This window comes from Winogradskyella undariae, assembly GCF_013285155.1.
In the GTDB taxonomy this organism is placed as follows: domain Bacteria; phylum Bacteroidota; class Bacteroidia; order Flavobacteriales; family Flavobacteriaceae; genus Winogradskyella; species Winogradskyella undariae.
This window is the reverse complement of sequence record NZ_JABTEL010000006.1, coordinates 52,235-69,242: the sequence shown is the minus strand read 5'-3', so window position 1 is coordinate 69,242 and position 17,008 is coordinate 52,235. Positions and strand designations below refer to the sequence as shown.

The 17,008-nt window shown below is 32.3% G+C and carries 12 protein-coding genes; 9 read left to right on the top strand and 3 right to left on the bottom strand.

Annotation, left to right across the window (positions count from 1 at the left end):
- Positions 1 to 6: 6 nt before the first annotated feature.
- The 3 genes from HSX10_RS09970 to HSX10_RS09960 all read right to left on the bottom strand — a co-directional run bounded on the left by HSX10_RS09970 (position 7) and on the right by HSX10_RS09960 (position 6,794).
- A complete protein-coding gene (locus HSX10_RS09970) occupies positions 7 to 813 on the bottom strand; it encodes a DUF6503 family protein (protein WP_173588071.1) in 807 nt (268 codons plus the stop codon).
- A 107-nt stretch (positions 814 to 920) separates the two neighbouring features.
- The gene (locus HSX10_RS09965) at positions 921 to 4,916 is read right to left on the bottom strand and encodes a T9SS type A sorting domain-containing protein (protein ID WP_173588070.1); all 3,996 of its coding nucleotides are present in this window, start codon (positions 4,914 to 4,916) and stop codon (positions 921 to 923) included.
- Positions 4,917 to 5,024: 108 nt separating this feature from the next.
- Positions 5,025 to 6,794, bottom strand: a complete 1,770-nt coding sequence (locus tag HSX10_RS09960; protein ID WP_173588069.1) for a T9SS type A sorting domain-containing protein — start codon at positions 6,792 to 6,794, stop codon at positions 5,025 to 5,027.
- 47 nt (positions 6,795 to 6,841) lie between these two features.
- Here HSX10_RS09960 and HSX10_RS09955 point away from each other — a divergent pair, with 47 nt between their 5' ends.
- The 9 genes from HSX10_RS09955 (at position 6,842) to HSX10_RS09915 (ending at position 16,985) form a co-directional block, all read left to right on the top strand.
- Positions 6,842 to 7,639, top strand: a complete 798-nt coding sequence (locus HSX10_RS09955) for a TrmH family RNA methyltransferase (protein WP_173588068.1) — start codon at positions 6,842 to 6,844, stop codon at positions 7,637 to 7,639.
- 139 nt (positions 7,640 to 7,778) lie between these two features.
- Entirely contained in the window at positions 7,779 to 9,011 is a 1,233-nt protein-coding gene (locus HSX10_RS09950; protein ID WP_173588067.1) for a M48 family metallopeptidase, read from the top strand.
- A 30-nt stretch (positions 9,012 to 9,041) separates the two neighbouring features.
- Positions 9,042 to 9,491, top strand: a complete 450-nt coding sequence (locus tag HSX10_RS09945) for an SET domain-containing protein-lysine N-methyltransferase (RefSeq protein WP_254453226.1) — start codon at positions 9,042 to 9,044, stop codon at positions 9,489 to 9,491.
- A gap of 203 nt (positions 9,492 to 9,694) precedes the next feature.
- Complete coding sequence (locus tag HSX10_RS09940) at positions 9,695 to 10,414, top strand: 3-ketoacyl-ACP reductase (protein WP_173588066.1); 720 nt, start codon at positions 9,695 to 9,697, stop codon at positions 10,412 to 10,414.
- Positions 10,415 to 10,547: 133 nt separating this feature from the next.
- Complete coding sequence (locus tag HSX10_RS09935) at positions 10,548 to 10,901, top strand: SdpI family protein (protein WP_173588065.1); 354 nt, start codon at positions 10,548 to 10,550, stop codon at positions 10,899 to 10,901.
- 69 nt (positions 10,902 to 10,970) lie between these two features.
- The gene (locus HSX10_RS09930; protein WP_173588064.1) at positions 10,971 to 13,178 is read left to right on the top strand and encodes a RelA/SpoT family protein; all 2,208 of its coding nucleotides are present in this window, start codon (positions 10,971 to 10,973) and stop codon (positions 13,176 to 13,178) included.
- A 104-nt stretch (positions 13,179 to 13,282) separates the two neighbouring features.
- A complete protein-coding gene (locus HSX10_RS09925; RefSeq protein ID WP_173588063.1) occupies positions 13,283 to 13,735 on the top strand; it encodes a Fur family transcriptional regulator in 453 nt (150 codons plus the stop codon).
- A 12-nt stretch (positions 13,736 to 13,747) separates the two neighbouring features.
- Positions 13,748 to 15,028 carry an adenylosuccinate synthase gene (locus HSX10_RS09920; RefSeq protein WP_173588062.1) on the top strand — a complete coding sequence of 427 codons (1,281 nt, stop codon included), beginning with the start codon at positions 13,748 to 13,750 and terminating at the stop codon, positions 15,026 to 15,028.
- 196 nt (positions 15,029 to 15,224) lie between these two features.
- Positions 15,225 to 16,985 carry an OstA-like protein gene (locus HSX10_RS09915; RefSeq protein WP_173588061.1) on the top strand — a complete coding sequence of 587 codons (1,761 nt, stop codon included), beginning with the start codon at positions 15,225 to 15,227 and terminating at the stop codon, positions 16,983 to 16,985.
- Positions 16,986 to 17,008: the final 23 nt, after the last annotated feature.

Sequence of the window (17,008 nt, the reverse complement as noted above, 5' to 3'; positions counted from 1 at the left end):
ATATTACTAATCTATAACCTTAGCACTTTCTGGTTTTGAAAATATTGATTTATCTAATGTTTTTTCAGAAAGCATTACATCTGTAAACTCAACTGTATTTCTTTTTTCAGTTGGCAAGTTGTTTTCAACGTTATACCAATCTATACTTTTAGGTATTACTAAACCATTAACCGTTTGCCAATTATTATATCTGATAAAATGAAAATCTGGATTTCCTTCTGCTTTTCCAAAAGTAACCGTATAAGCCAACCATTGCATTTGGCCTGTTTCTGCATCATAAAAAATCTTGTACTGATCGTCTGAAGACTCTCCTACTCCAGCTTCAAAAGAAATTAGAATTCCTGGATATGTTTTTCCTTCAAAAACTAATGGCTCCGTTTCTTTATAAGACACTCCATCATCACCAAAAACGAAAGGCATTCCATAGAAATAAAACATCAAGCCTTTATAAAACTGAGGTTTTCCTTTATATTCATTTCCATCTTTTTCATTAATCCAAAGGGTTTCACCATCAAATCCTTGTGTATAGGTTGGTGTATCAATTAATTCGGCTCTGGTTTTCAAATTTTTAGTCGTCTTTTCTATTCCTGTAGGTTTTGTAATAGAAAAAGAAAGCGTTTCCATTTTATTCCAAGTATCAATACCACCATGTGCATCAAAAACTTTAGTTATAGATTCTGGATAGATACTTGTGCTTACATCTTCTGTTGTCATTTCTTCAACTTCAACAGACTTTGTTGCTTCTTGTTTTGTTTCATTTTTGCAAGCCATTGCAAATACAGCCAAAAGGAATACGTAAATTGTTTTTTTCATAATAGAGTTTTAAGTTGACGTCTTTGACGAAATTTATTTTAAAGCATTACAAAAAAAGCCTCAAGAATTACTTGAAGCTTTTCATTTAAAATAAGTTTTCAACCTAATTAATCCACAATTAACTTTTGAATCATTACAGAATTCTCAACAGTCAACGTTACAAAGTACAAGCCACTTTCTAAACTAGAAATATCTAAAATCGAAGAATTTCCTTCAAAATTAACAGGTTTCAAAATTGCTTTTCCTTGAATGTTGTAAATATTTACGCTTCCAGTTTCAAAATTAGACGATGCCAATTGAATGGTGACGTTTTCTTTTGCTGGATTAGGAAAGAGACTAAAACTATTACTATCAAAACCATTTACAGATAAGGTTTCTACAAATTCAGTTTGAAACGTATTGGTGATAATAGGTTCATTAAAATCGAAATAAATAGCTGCTGTATTTTCAATGACATCACCAATAGCATAACCTGTATTTGGTTTTATTTTAAAATACACATAACCATTACTGCCTGCTTCATCATCTTGTTCGGCTGGTAAGTTGATGTTATCAAAATTCCATTCTAGATTACGATCTGTTCTCGTAACCACATAGTTATGACTTGAACGTAACATATGAAAAGTCGATTCATCTAATTGTGTATCTAAAACATCTTCAATTCTAACGGTAATCGCTTCAGCCGTTCCCACATTTTGAAAACGAATGGTGTAATATAAATATTCATCTGAAGTTACAAAATCATCATAGAGAATGTCTTTTCCATGGGATTCCATTTTATCGTTAGGATCGTAAGAACCGATAATTTCTTCGGTAACAGAAGATTCATTGTTCTCTGAAACTATATCGTTCGAAGACGTTGTATACGTTGCCGTAGTGGTAACTAAATCACCAAGGTTCGCAGAGGTTGCTGTTTGTAAATTTACATTCACAATTATCGTTTGTTGAGGTAATAAATTAACAAAATCGAGACTAAAACCATCGGCATTTAGTGTCGTTGTATAATTACTGTTTGTACTTATATTACTGATACTAAGGTTTGAATCTAAGCTATAATTAATAGTACCTGAAGTTGGTGTTAAACCTAAGTTTTGAATTATTAAATAGTTAGTATGTCCAAAACCTGGTCTTGGAGATTGTTCATTTATAAGATACACCGAAATATCTTCACAACTTTGCTCGTCTACAATTGGAAATTCTACAGCTATATCTTCTCCATTTAACACAGTGATATCTTGAAATGATGCTATAGAAACATCATAACAATCACTATATTCATCATAGAAATAATAATTGATATCAATAGTATCGGTGTCGTCATAACTCGCAATAGTAAAGTTTCCTGTAGAAGATGCTACTGCATTAATTATACCATCGTTATTGGCTTCATACGTAAAATAACCATTTGCATAATGGGTTTCATTTGAATCGAAAACAGTATTCTCGTTATCATCATAAAAAGCAGACACATTGATTAAGCCCACATCGTCACAGTTATTAAATGTTATGATAATGTCATCGGTAGAACTTGAGGAACATAAGTCATTATTTACAACAACACTATATGTGCCACTTTCCGTAACCGTCAGTCTAGCATTAGTTTCCTCCGGAATTAAAAAACCGTCAGAATACCATTGATAACTATTACCAAATTGTGTTGTTGCATCTAATTGATAAGCGTTTACACCGCATAAATTTTGATCAGTCCCTAAATCGATTTCAAAATCTGCCTTTAAAGATCCCGAATCAGGTTGACCAAAATTAGTTTGACTAATATATGTAGTCCCTTCCTGGTCGGAATAATTAGTGGTTAGAAGAATATAAATTTCATCTGATAATGCATTAGTAATCGTGAAGTTTTCTACTGAAGATACTGAATAACTACAATCGATAATATTTTGACATGAAGTACAACCTTCAACTATTTCGTCGCATGCATAATCTACCGAGTCAAAAGGCCCAAACAATACAAAATCAACATCTAAATTAGTGCCTTCAGTGCTTAACTGACTAATTTCAATTTCAATAGCTCCGTCATCATCAATTTGAAGAATATTCCAAGATGGGTTTGGTGCTGAAGCTAAACAAGACATACTATAAGAACTCGGTACTCCTGTAATATTAGGTGTTGTAATTTCATTACCATTAGAGCAAAATGCTACTGCACTTTCACATACAGTATTTGCAACGGCCTCTTTTATACACAATTCAAAAGTAGAGGTTTCGGACACCATATCTGCCGAGAAAACTCTTACATAATATGTGTTTCCAATAATTAAATTTTGAGCAACAATAGATGTACTTTCAGAACAACTTAATTCTGTCAATGCTCCACAAGTTCCCTCGAATAGTGTTAGGTTTAAATTATAGGTCCCTCCTGCTATATTTTGGATTAAAATATTTTGTATTTCAGATAAAGCTGTAAAAGAAAACCAGACATCGTCGTTTGGTACTCCAGGACAATTGTAATTTGAAACACCAGAATCCGTAGCTAAATTTATAGTACCAGAAGTTAAAACATCACAAGATATTCCACTATTAACAGGTACAACAATCGCCGCATCACATTCGTCATTAGAAGGAGGGCAACCTAAAACTTGAATGATTGAGCTATTGACACTACAAGTTTCATCTTGGTCATTGTCCACGGTAACAATTACATCAACTAAAAAAGGAAAAGGACCTATTTGATACACTCCTGTTGCTGTTACAGACGTTGTTTCTTCATTATTATTATTTGAAATTGTTAGTGAAGTGGCATCACCCAAACTCGTCACATCTACATCGATTAAAAATTGATCCCCATTTTCACAATCATTAACCACTTCAAATGTCACTGCTGGATTAATACATGTAGCACAAGAAACCGTATAATTAATACCTTGTGACACACTAGAATTACTACTTTGGCAACTCCAAGAAGCATCCGAATTAATATAAAATGAAATGGAATCTCCTGTAGATTGAAAGGTAAGTCCACCGATATCACCTCCGTTTCCGTAATTTTCATCTTCTGCGGCATAACCTGGAAATGGTACACCATTAGAATCTAATACCACTAACTCATCCCATGCAGTTTCTACACTACCAGAATTAAAGGTTAAATTAAGTGGCGTACCATCTGCACTTGTGTAAGTAAGTATGATTGGATCTGTTGCCCCACCATCACCGTAACAGTAGTCTTGAGTAAGTGAACCATCCCCAACACAATCAATATCAAAATTAGTTTGAAGTGCTGTTGCGAATGTAAACGGTCCTGCAAAGTTTGAATTTTCTTCGCCACATACCGATTGTACATAATAATCGTATTCAGTATTATTAGTTAAGTCTGTTACACTATAAAATGTTTCAGTAAGCCCATTAATCATGGTTCCTGTTCCTAGTGTAAAGCCTGCAACGCCATATTCTATATTCCACGAGGTTGCTGTTCCTTGTTCTTCCCAGCTTATATCTGCCGAAGTAAAGTTTAAATTATTAGCATTAAGCGCTATGGGCTCAAAACAAGTAATCAAATTTCTCACTCTAAAATTATCGACAAATACTTCTACATCTTCAATATCATCGATTTCGCCTTCTGAAGCTAATATTCCAAATTGAACAGTTTCGCCACTATAGGCCGTTAAATCAATAATAGGATGTTCACCTTCAACAGATACCTCTGAGTTTTCATCATAAGTTAATAGCGGTATCCATGTTGTACCACCATCATTGGTTAATAACAATTGAACCGTATCATCAGATCCCAACGTACCTGCAGTGGTACTACTATCCCATGCCATGATGCCAAAATCAAAATCCACTTGAAAAGGACCACCTGACAAATCAAACTCTGGAGATAAAAGCCAATCACTTTTATTAGCTAAGTATAGGTTTATTCGGTAAGCACCACTAAGCCCATTATTTAAGAAACCCTCTGAGCCCCATGATCCAGATCCTATATCCATAGGTCCAGATTCAGCATCTCCACTATCTGCTTCTTCCCAACATTCATTAGGTATTACAGAAAAGTCTTCATAATAATTTGGGGTAACGATATCACATTGCGCTGAAGCAATCATCGTAAAAAATATTGTAATAAAAAATAAAAGTAGTTTTTGTTTCATAATAAAGTTATTTGGGGTGGTTAAAGATATAAGAAAAATCAATTTCATATTCTAATAAAAAAGCTTCAGAATATATCTGAAGCTTTATTTATAAAATTTGTTTTCAACTTAATTCACAATTAGTTTTTGAACGGTTGCAGTATTTCCTATAGTTAATTCTACAAAATATAAGCCGCTTTCTAAACTTGAAATATCTAGAATCGAAGAATTCCCTTCAAACTTAATGTGTTTCAGAATTGCTTTTCCTTGAATGTTGTAAATATTTACGCTTCCAGTTTCAAAATAAGACGATGCCAATTGAATGGTTACGTTTTCTTTTGCTGGATTTGGGAACATGTTAAAGCGAGTGACATTAAATTCATTTAAACTTAAAGCTACTGAACTTTCAAGATAATCTGGAATCGTGTTGCTATTTGTATCATCATCCGTTGGATCTCCGTTATCATTATAATCTTCGTCTATCGTTAAAATGCCATCACCATCATCGTCGTCATCTAAATAATTCTCTATATCATCTTCATCTGTATCCACAAATTGGTGTATTGTGTTATTAGATCGTCCTAAAACAATATTAATTTCATCTATAGTTGCAACGTTATCTCCGTCATCATCACTGTCTAAATAATTCGGAATGTCATCACCATCGGTATCATCATCTTCTAGATTATCATTGCCATTTATATCTTCATCACTATCAATGACGCCATCGCCATCACTATCTGTACAACTAACTTCCTCTACAATTATAAAAGTACTGCTAGAACACCCAAAATCTGAAGAATACAACAAAACGTCATATTCACCAGGTTCTGTTACCGTAAGTGAAGGTAGGTTTTCGCCTTGTATAGTATTCCCATTAAAATCCCATTCAAAATAATAATCAAAAACAGACAATCCTGTTTCCAATACCAAAGTGCTGCCTGTGCAAAAGCTATAACTACTTTCTAAATATATTTCGGGTAATGGGTTAACAGAAATAACAAAATCAGTAAGCGCGAAGCAGCCACTTGATCCTTCAACTCTAACATAAATAGTTTGTGGATTACTTACGTTTGTAAAATTAGTTGGATCTAATGGAGCAAAATTACCCAAGGCATCAGCTTCATTTATAAAATAAGATAGCGTAAAGGGCTCTCCTGACGGATTTATTTCACCCTCGTTTAGTGTTAGATCAAAATCGGTAATTCCATCATTATCATCATCACAAAGCATAATATCACTTGGATTTCCCATAGCACCAGAAGGGTTTGGTAAAACACGTATGGTTAATGGAGTTATACCTACACAACCCGTATTGGTATCCGTAACTGCTGCAAATAATGTCTGCGGATTTGAGGTATTTGTATAAGCTATTGAATTAGATATCATATTCATCTGAGCCTGAGCATCCGATTGCGTTTCATAATACGCTACCGTCCAATCAGTATTAACTTGTGTGATTTCTAAATTGTTTACTGTTAAATCAAATACAGCAATCTCATCGGCATTGTCGTCACATAACTCTAAAGACGTTGATGCCGTAACTATAGGTGTTGGATTTACAACCAATGATAATTCAGTAGTATCATAACTTCCTGTATTATTAACTTCTAATCGCACATATATAATTTGTAACCAATCAGTATTATTGACATAAAGATAATAAAGCGCATTAATTCCATTAATGGCATCACTCTGCGTTTCGTGATATGTTATCGTATAATCTTCGGCACTTTGACTCCCTAAAACTTGTACATCTAGATAAGTTAAATCGAATAAAGCAAAACCATCATTGTCATCATCGCAAACCACGTAATCATTTGGTTGATTAGCCACCTGAGCAAATGAAGTTATACTGATTATTAAGAATAGAAATAGGTTAAGTAGTTTTTGTTTCATAATAGGTTAAATTTGTATTTCTCAAATATAGATTAAATAATATAATAATGTATAAATCAATATCTAGCGTTCAAAATCCACTTATAAAACAACTTGTTTTACTTAAAGAAAAATCGAGACAACGTAAAAAAACAGGACAGTTTTTAATTGAAGGAAAGCGCGAATTATCTCTTGCTATTAAAGGCAATTATAAAATTGATACCTTATTGTTTTATCCTGAATTATTTTCAGAAAGCGAAGCCAATGCGCTATCACAACATGAAATAGATTGTATTGAAATTTCAAAAGAGGTTTTTCAAAAATTAGCACACAGAGACACTACTGAAGGTGTTATCGCTGTAGTAAAAACTAAAGACCATACACTTGAAGCTTTAAAACTTCAAAACAAAAATCCATTAATATTAGTAGCCGAAGCACCTGAAAAACCAGGAAATATTGGTGCAATATTACGTACGGCAGATGCTGCCAATGTAGATGCCGTTATTATTGCGAATCCGAAATCAGATTTATACAATCCTAATATCATTCGCTCTAGTGTGGGTTGTGTATTTACCACCGAAATTGCTATGGGAAGTAGCGAAGACGCTATTGCTTTTCTAAAAAAATATAATTTCAATATTTTTTCTGCTATTTTACAGGAATCGGAACCGTATCATACCCAAGATTATACTTTACCAACCGCAATTGTAGTAGGTACAGAAGCAACAGGTTTAACCGAAGAATGGCGACAAGCAGCTACCAAAAACATTAGCATCCCTATGCAAGGCGAAATTGACTCTATGAATGTCTCTGTAGCAGCAGGAATTCTTATTTTTGAAGCTAAGCGACAACGCGATTTTAAATAATTATAAACGTCAGTTCGAATGATTTTCGAAGTATAAGAAAATTGTATCGAGAACCATTATTACTAGAAAGCTTCTCTATACAAAATTCCTAAAAAAGGAATTTAACTTGAAGTGACAGAAACACACATAAAACATCATAATGACAGCACAAATACTTTTCTACATCATTATAGCCATTATCATCATCAATTTTATAAAAGATAAAGTCCTCGATGCTATAAATGCCAAACATTACAGTGACCCAATTCCTGAAACACTAAATGATGTTTACGATACCGAAGAATACAAAAAATCGCAAGCTTACAAAACCGTTAATTACAAATTTGGAATTTGGACATCATTGTTTTCATTTGCCTTAACGTTAAGTTTTTTACTTTTAGATGGTTTTGAATACGTCGATAATATGGCCAGAAGTTATACCGAAAACCCAATTCTTATCGCTTTAATTTTCTTCGGAATTATTATGATTGCTAGCGATATTATTACCACACCATTTTCATATTATAAAACTTTTGTGATTGAAGAGAAATTTGGGTTTAATAAAACAACAAAAAAACTCTTCATCTTAGATAAGTTGAAAGGTTTAGTTATGATGGCTATTATAGGTGGTGGTATTATTTCATTAATCATTTGGTTTTATCAACTTACAGGAAATCAATTTTGGTTATACGCTTGGGGAATTATAACCGTATTTACTGTCTTTATGAATATGTTTTATTCTAAACTTATTGTGCCACTATTCAATAAACAAACACCTTTAGAAGATGGCGACTTACGAAACAAAATTTCAGCTTATGCCGAATCGGTTGGTTTTAATCTCGACAAAATATTTATCATTGATGGTTCTAAACGAAGCACTAAAGCCAATGCTTACTTTTCAGGTTTTGGAAACGAAAAACGGGTAACGCTTTATGACACATTAGTAAATGATTTAGATGACGAAGAAATCGTTGCCGTTTTAGCGCATGAAGTTGGTCATTATAAAAAGAAACACATCATTTTTAATTTGGTGACCTCTATCCTACTCACCGGATTCACACTTTTTATCTTATCTATCTTTATTTCTAACCCCTTATTATCAAATGCTATTGGTGTAGAGGTTCCAAGTTTTCATGTAGGACTAATTGCTTTTGGGTTACTCTACTCACCTATTTCTGAACTTACAAGTTTGATAATGAATTACGCCTCTCGTGTTTTTGAATACCAAGCTGATGATTATGCAAAAAATACTTATAAAGCAGAACCTCTAATTACATCTTTAAAGAAATTATCTAAAAATAGCTTGAGTAATTTAACACCTCATAAAGCTTATGTTTTTATGCATTATTCGCATCCTACCCTTTTAGAACGTGTTGAAAATTTGAAGAAGTAAAATACTTGTAAATCATCAAAATTAAAAATATTGAATAATACAGACATAGAAGATTCTTATGTAAACACAAATGCTATTGAAGCACCTGAGTCTGATTATTTATATATTCAACCTTCACAAATTAAAAATGCAGGTAATGGTTTATTTACTGCTATGGAAATCTATGAAGATGAAATCATTTCGTTATTTAAAGGTGAAATTATAAACAATGACGAAGCTAAATTAAGAGCCGAACTGAATAACGATAAGTATTTCATCAACTTATTAGATGACACTATTATGGATAGCATGCATACGGACTGTTATGCAAAATATGCTAATGACGCTGAAGGTTTACCGGCATCTAACAAATTCAAAAATAATACAATAATAACTTTAGATGAGGATCATAATGTTTGCATAAAAGCTTCCAGAAACATAGAACCAGGAGAAGAGCTGTTTTGTGGTTATGGAGAATCGTATTGGAAAAAACATAGTTAATCACCATTTAAATTCTAAAGAATTATTTACATCAACAAAAATCACTCTAACACTTCGTCTCAAATAAAACCTATAACCATAAGCAACATCCTTTTTCTACACTCTTAAAACAAGTTAACAATTTATTAAAGTAAATCTATCTAATTTCACTTTATAAACAATCCATTTTCCTTAACTTTGTTAAGGATTTAAAACATTAAATAATGACTGATTTAAGAAATAAAAAAGCACTAATTACAGGAGGCGGAAGAGGCCTAGGAAAAGCAACCGCCTTAGCTTTTGCAAAAGAAGGAATAGACGTTGCCATTACAGGTAGAAATGAAGCGGTTTTAAAAGAAACAGTTTCAGAAATAAAAGCTTTAGGTGTAAATGCAATTTATTCTGTATTTGATGTAACCAATTATGAAGACGTACAAAAAAGTATTAAAACTATCGTTGAAACACTTGGATCTATAGATATTTTAGTTAACAACGCAGGTATCGCTGCTTTTGGAACTTTAAATGATATGCCTGCTGATCAATGGAGTCAAATTATACAAACCAACGTTATGGGTATGTATTATGTCACTAAAGAAGTTCTTCCTTATTTAATAGAAAAGAACGAAGGTGAAATTATAAACGTTTCTTCTACAGCTGGTTTAAACGGAAATGCAACAACTTCTGCATATTCTGCATCAAAATTTGCAGTAATCGGAATGTCTCAATCATTGATGAAAGAGGTCCGTAAAAATAATATTAGAGTTTGCACTTTAACACCAAGTACAATCGCTTCAGATATGTCTATAGAATTAGGTATAGCGAGTAAAGGTACTGAAGACAGTGTTTTACAACCTGAAGATTTTGCTGAACTTATTGTAGCTGGTTTAAAATTACCAAAAAGAGCTATGTTGGCAAATGCATCATTATGGTCTACTAACCCATAATTTATTTTCGCATATTAAAAACAATAAAACCTGCATCTTATGTAGGTTTTGTTGTTTTTATAAATCATATAATTTTAACTACCTTAGAGTTCTTAAATCATAATAATTGTCATTATAATTTTAAATAAAATAAATGCTACCAGAAAACCCTTTATTTCTAATTCCTTTTTCTTCAGGTGTTATTTTTATAATTGTGGGCTTTATTATGCTCAAATTTCCACCAAAAGCAATTAATAGCATTTACGGCTACAGAACTAATGCTTCAATGAAAAATCAAGAACGATGGGATTTTGCACAAATCTATTCCTCTAAGAAAATGATAAAAATTGGCACCTTACTATCTATTATCGCTTTGACTGGATGGATTTATCAACCATCAGAAAATATTGCTACCATATTAGGCTTCTGCATATTACTTTCTGCTATAATATTTTTAATATCTATGGTTGAAAAAAAATTAAAATCAAAATTCTCAAAAGATTTATAACATTTAATTATTCTCATTATCCTCAAAAAAATTATTGCCAATTAACAACAGATTCACTACATTAGATATATGACAGAGGAAGCTATAGAAAAAGAAAATAAAGCCATTGCTAAGGCTTACAAAGATTTACTAAAAGTAAGTTACCAAACTTTAACTGATGAGGATAAAAAATTAATCCGACATGCATTTGACGTTGCTGTAGACGCACACAAAGACCAACGAAGAAAATCTGGTGAGGCGTATATTTTTCACCCTATTGCTGTTGCAAGAATCGTAGCTAAAGAAATTGGTATGGATGCGACTTCTATAGCTGCAGCTTTACTTCACGATGTTGTAGAGGATAATCCTAACTACACCATTGATGATATGGAGCAGTTATTTGGGGAAACTGTAGCGAGAATTGTTGATGGACTTACCAAGATATCTTCGCTAAAAAAAGACATGGATGTGTCTTTACAAGCTGAGAATTTCCGAAAAATGTTGTTAACGCTAAATGATGATGTTAGAGTTATCATTATAAAGATTGCAGATCGTTTGCATAACATGCAAACTATGGATTCTATGCGACCAGACAAACAGGTTAAAATCGCCTCTGAAACCTTATATATTTATGCCCCTTTAGCCCACAGAATCGGACTCTATAATATTAAAACAGAATTAGAAGATTTAGGTTTAAAATATACAGAACCAGAAGTCTACAATGATATCCTAAGTAAAATTCAAGATAGTAAAGAAGACCAAGACGCTTATATTAAAGCTTTTTCAAAAGTTCTTGAAGACTCTTTAAATACAGAAGGTTTAAATTATGAAATAAAAGGACGTCCAAAATCAATCTTTAGTATTCGAAGAAAAATGCTAAAACAAGGGGTTTCTTTTGATGAAGTCTATGATAAATTTGCTGTTCGAATTATTTATAACTCCGATACAGCTAACGAGAAATTCTTAGCTTGGAAAATATATTCGATCGTTACAGATCACTTTACGCCTAATCCTATTAGACTTAGAGATTGGATTTCTTCGCCTAAATCAACAGGATATGAAGCCTTACACATTACCGTTGTTGGACCAAAAAGTCGTTGGGTAGAAGTTCAAATCCGTAGTATGCGTATGAACGAAATTGCTGAAAAAGGCTATGCAGCACACTACAAATACAAAAATGCAGATGCTAAAGAAGATAATTTAGACCTTTGGATTAATCGCTTGCAAGAAGCTTTAGAAAGCAACGAAGCAGATGCTGTAGATTTTGTAGAACAGTTTAAACTTAACTTATATTCTAAAGAAATATTTGTCTTTTCGCCTAAAGGAGATTTAAAATCATTGCCTAAAGGAGCCACACCATTAGATTTTGCCTTTGGAATACATACCGAAGTTGGATTAAAAACACGAGGTGCAAAAGTAAATGGTAAATTAGTTCCTTTGAGTCACGTATTGCAAAGTGGTGATCGTGTAGAGATCATGACTTCTGAGAATGCAAAACCAAATACAAACTGGTTAGATTATGCAACCACAGCTAGAGCACGAACTAAAATTAAATCGGCTTTAAACGAAGACACAAAATTAATTGCAGAAGAAGGAAAAGAGATTTTAAGACGAAAATTAAAGCAACTTAAGATTACATTAAACGAAAGTTCAATAAATCAACTTGTAAGTCACTTTAAACTCAACACCTCTTTAGATTTATTTTACAGAGTTGGTATTGGTACTATAGACAATACTAAATTAAAAGCATTTGCATCGTCTAGAAGTAATGCATTTGTAAGCTATTTTAAAAATAAAATATATAAACCTAGCGTCCCGAAAGATATTCATAAAGAAGAAATAACTTCTAAATATGATATGTTAGTTTTTGGTAAAGAAGAAGAAAAACTAAACTATACATTGTCCAATTGTTGTAACCCAATTCCTGGAGATAAAGTATTTGGCTTTTTAACTATTAATGATGGGTTAAAAGTTCATAAAATGAATTGTCCTAATGCGTTAAGCCTACAATCTAATTATGCTTACAGAATTATGCAAGCAAAATGGATAGACTCATCACAACAAGTTTATACCTCACAGATTATTTTATCTGGTATAGATAATATGGGATTAGTAAACGAAATCACTAGACTTATTTCAGAAAACATGCATGTTAACATGAAAAGCATAAGTTTCTCTAGTGACGATGGTATTTTTACAGGAAAAATAACCGTTCAAGTTAAAAATCAAGACATGCTTAAAAAGCTAATTAAACACCTTAAAAAAATAAATGGAATTGACAAAGTAACTAGGGTATAAATTGTTATTAACTATTAATTTAAAACTTGTTCATTTCTTTCATTTTTTATCCTACTTTTTATAATTCATATCCTATAAAATTTGCTTAAATTTGCCGCTTAATTATGAATGCAACCACAGAAGAGAGTAATCAGGAAATTGTAAAGCGCGTATTTACACAATTCCTTGAAGATAAAGGTCATAGAAAAACACCTGAGCGTTACGCTATACTTCAAGAAATTTACGATAACAAAGAACATTTTGATATTGAATCTTTATATCTCAAAATGAAAAACAAAAATTATCGTGTAAGTAGGGCTACACTTTACAATACAATTGAGCTACTTTTAGAATGCGCCTTGGTTCGCAAACACCAGTTTGGACAAAGTCAGGCACACTATGAAAAATCGTATTTCGATAAAAATCACGATCATGTGATACTTACAGATACAGGTGAAGTCATAGAATTTTGTGATCCTCGTATTCAATCCATAAAAAAAACCATAGAAGAGGTTTTTGATATTCAGATAACTAATCATTCATTATATTTTTACGGTAATCGTAAAAAGGACGACTAACTCAATTTAAAAATGGCAGTAGATTTACTACTTGGATTACAATGGGGAGATGAAGGCAAAGGAAAGATTGTCGATGTATTTACCTCTAATTACGACATTATTGCACGCTTTCAAGGTGGACCAAACGCAGGACACACCCTAGTATTTAACGGCAAAAAACATGTATTACATACCATCCCATCTGGTATTTTTCATGAAGACAAAGTTAATCTAGTCGGTAACGGAGTTGTTATTGACCCTGTTATTTTCAAAAAAGAACTAGATAAGCTTGAAGAGCAAGATGTGAATTACACAAAATCATTATGTATTTCACGTAAAGCTCACATTATTTTACCTACGCATCGTTTATTAGATGCTGCAAGTGAAGCTTCAAAAGGAAAAGCAAAAATCGGATCTACATTAAAAGGTATTGGCCCAACTTATATGGACAAAACTGGTAGAAATGGTATACGTGTTGGTGATATTGAATTAGAAGATTTCAAAGACAAATACAGAGCTTTAGCAGATAAGCACGAAGCAATGATTGAATTCTACAATGCAGATATTGAATATGATCTTAAAGAATTAGAAGCTGATTTCTTTGATGCAATAGAAACTTTAAAGTCTTTAAAATTTATAGACTCTGAAGAATACATTTATCAAGCACAACAATCTGGTAAAACAATTTTAGCTGAAGGAGCTCAAGGTTCTTTATTAGATATTGATTTTGGTACTTATCCTTACGTAACATCATCTAATACAACTGCCGCTGGTGCTTGTACAGGTTTAGGTGTTGCTCCGAGTCAAATTGGCGAAGTATTTGGAATTTTTAAAGCTTACACTACGCGTGTTGGTTCTGGACCATTCCCTACTGAATTATTTGATGAAGACGGAGAAACTATGGGTCGTGTTGGTCAAGAATTTGGAGCAACAACAGGAAGATCTAGACGTTGTGGTTGGTTAGATTTAGTAGCTTTACGTTACGCTTGTCAAGTTAATGGTGTTACACAATTAATTATGATGAAAGGTGATGTACTTTCTGGTTTTGAAACCTTAAAAGTATGTACTGCATATAACTATAAAGGTGAAACAATTACACATTTACCTTATAATATTGAAGAAGAAAATGTATCTCCAATATATACAGAAATAAAAGGATGGGCTGCTGATTTAACAGGAATGACTGAAGCATCAGAGTTACCAGAAAACTTAAATGGATATATTGAATTCTTAGAAAAAGAATTAAACCTTCCTATTACTATAGTATCTGTTGGACCAGACCGTAAACAAACAATTACGAGAAAAACAGTTTAATTAGAACACTATAAATTAATTGGTTTTTTTGTAAAATATAGAGTAAAGATCTTAGGTCTTATCTTGAATATTTTATAAAAAAACCTTTTTTTTTGTTTACAATAATCTTTAAAATAAGCTCTTTTCTGTTAAAAAAAACCTTAACAGATGCTAAAGCAATTCTAATAAGTGTTATTTTGTGAAAAATGTATGCCTCTTGAAACAATTTAAAAATCTATTAGTTCTTATTTTCTTCACCATTGCTTGCTTTAGCTTTGCTCAAGAAAAAGAAAATATCACCATAGAATATGCTGGTCAATTATTTACAGACCAAAATATTGAAGAAGGTGCTAAAGTATTTGTTAGAGATAAATCTAAACAAGTTCATTTTGTCCACAAAGGAATAAACATGTGGTGCGATAAAGCTGTTTATTACGAAGATCAAGATTTTATTGAAGCTTACAGTAATGTGGTAATGAAACAAGGAGATACCATAAATATGGTTGCCAAATACGTTGAGTATAGCGGCATATCTCAACTTGCATTTGCTAGTGGAGATGTTGTTTTAACAGAACCACAATCTACACTTAAAACAGATACACTTCATTTTGATAGAATAAAACAACAAGCATATTACAATACGGGAGGTACTGTTGTTAGAGATTCATCTGGAACAATTACAAGTCAGATTGGTCGTTATTATATGAATGATAGCAAATATCAATTTGTTAATGATGTAGAATTAGTAAATCCTGAATATACATTAAACACTGAACGCTTAGATTTCTTTACCGAAAACGGACATGCTTATCTTTTTGGGCCATCTACTATTGTTGGAGAAACAAGTACTATTTATTGTGAACGTGGTTTTTATGATACCAATAATGATGTTGGTAATTTTCAACGAAATGCTAAAATAGATTACGACAATAGAACCGTTGAAGGAGATAGCCTATTTTTTGATCGTGCTAAAAGTTTCGCCTCTGCTACAAATAATATCACCGTTACAGACACTATAAATAAAAGTCTTGCAAAAGGCCATTATGCAGAAGTTTGGCGAGAAAAAGATTCTATGTTTATTACCAAACGAGCATTAGTAATCACAGTTCAAGAAAGAGATTCTATTTTCATGCATGCAGATACCTTAATGGTTACAGGTAAACCTGAAAATAGAATTACACGTGCTTATTATAATGCACGACTTTATAAAAGTGATTTAGCAGGAAAATCAGATTCTATACATGTTGATCATAAATTAGGCATAACTCAAATGATTAATCTTAGTAGGTTTAGCTCTAATGACGCCTTTGCACTTCAACGAAAACCCGTACTATGGAATATTGGTAATCAAATGACCGGAGATACCATTCATTTAATTTCGAATCCAATAACAGAACAACTCGATTCTTTAAAAGTATTTGATAATGCTTTCTTAATTAGTAAAGACACAATCGATGTTAATGCGTTCAATCAAATTAAAGGACAACGCTTAATTGGCTTATTCAAAGACAATGAAATTTATAATATTGATATCATTAAAAACGCAGAAACAATTCGTTATTTAAGAAATGATGACACGCAATTAATAGGAATTCAAAAATCAAAATCAGGAAGTATTAATGTTAAAATTATCGATCAAGTTATTGACGAAGTTCGCTTCATAAATCAGATTGATGGTAATATTTTCCCAGATTCAAATTTCCCTAAAAGCGGAAGAAAATTTAGAGGTTTCGACTGGCGAGGTGAAGAACAACCATTATCAGTTGAAGATTTATTTAAAGACGATCCCCCTTTAGATTTACCTATAATTGAAGGCTTAAAAGAATATGTTCCGTCTGAAAATTTTATAGATGATGCAACTAATGAGCGTATTGAAGAGGCAGGAAAGAAAACACCAGAAAAAGCAAATAAGGCTGCTCGAAATCTTCCTGAAAAGAAAACAACGACACCTTTAAAAACAATGCCTCAAAAAGAATAAAACCTTAAAAAGTAACGAGACTA

Coding starts and splice junctions, on each gene's coding strand:
- HSX10_RS09935 (WP_173588065.1), top strand. CDS start 10,548: ATGCTACCAGAAAACCCTTTATTTCTAATTCCTTTTTCTTCAGGTGTT.
- HSX10_RS09955 (WP_173588068.1), top strand. CDS start 6,842: ATGTATAAATCAATATCTAGCGTTCAAAATCCACTTATAAAACAACTT.
- HSX10_RS09925 (WP_173588063.1), top strand. CDS start 13,283: ATGAATGCAACCACAGAAGAGAGTAATCAGGAAATTGTAAAGCGCGTA.
- HSX10_RS09930 (WP_173588064.1), top strand. CDS start 10,971: ATGACAGAGGAAGCTATAGAAAAAGAAAATAAAGCCATTGCTAAGGCT.
- HSX10_RS09970 (WP_173588071.1), bottom strand. CDS start 813: ATGAAAAAAACAATTTACGTATTCCTTTTGGCTGTATTTGCAATGGCT.
- HSX10_RS09940 (WP_173588066.1), top strand. CDS start 9,695: ATGACTGATTTAAGAAATAAAAAAGCACTAATTACAGGAGGCGGAAGA.
- HSX10_RS09965 (WP_173588070.1), bottom strand. CDS start 4,916: ATGAAACAAAAACTACTTTTATTTTTTATTACAATATTTTTTACGATG.
- HSX10_RS09920 (WP_173588062.1), top strand. CDS start 13,748: ATGGCAGTAGATTTACTACTTGGATTACAATGGGGAGATGAAGGCAAA.
- HSX10_RS09950 (WP_173588067.1), top strand. CDS start 7,779: ATGACAGCACAAATACTTTTCTACATCATTATAGCCATTATCATCATC.
- HSX10_RS09960 (WP_173588069.1), bottom strand. CDS start 6,794: ATGAAACAAAAACTACTTAACCTATTTCTATTCTTAATAATCAGTATA.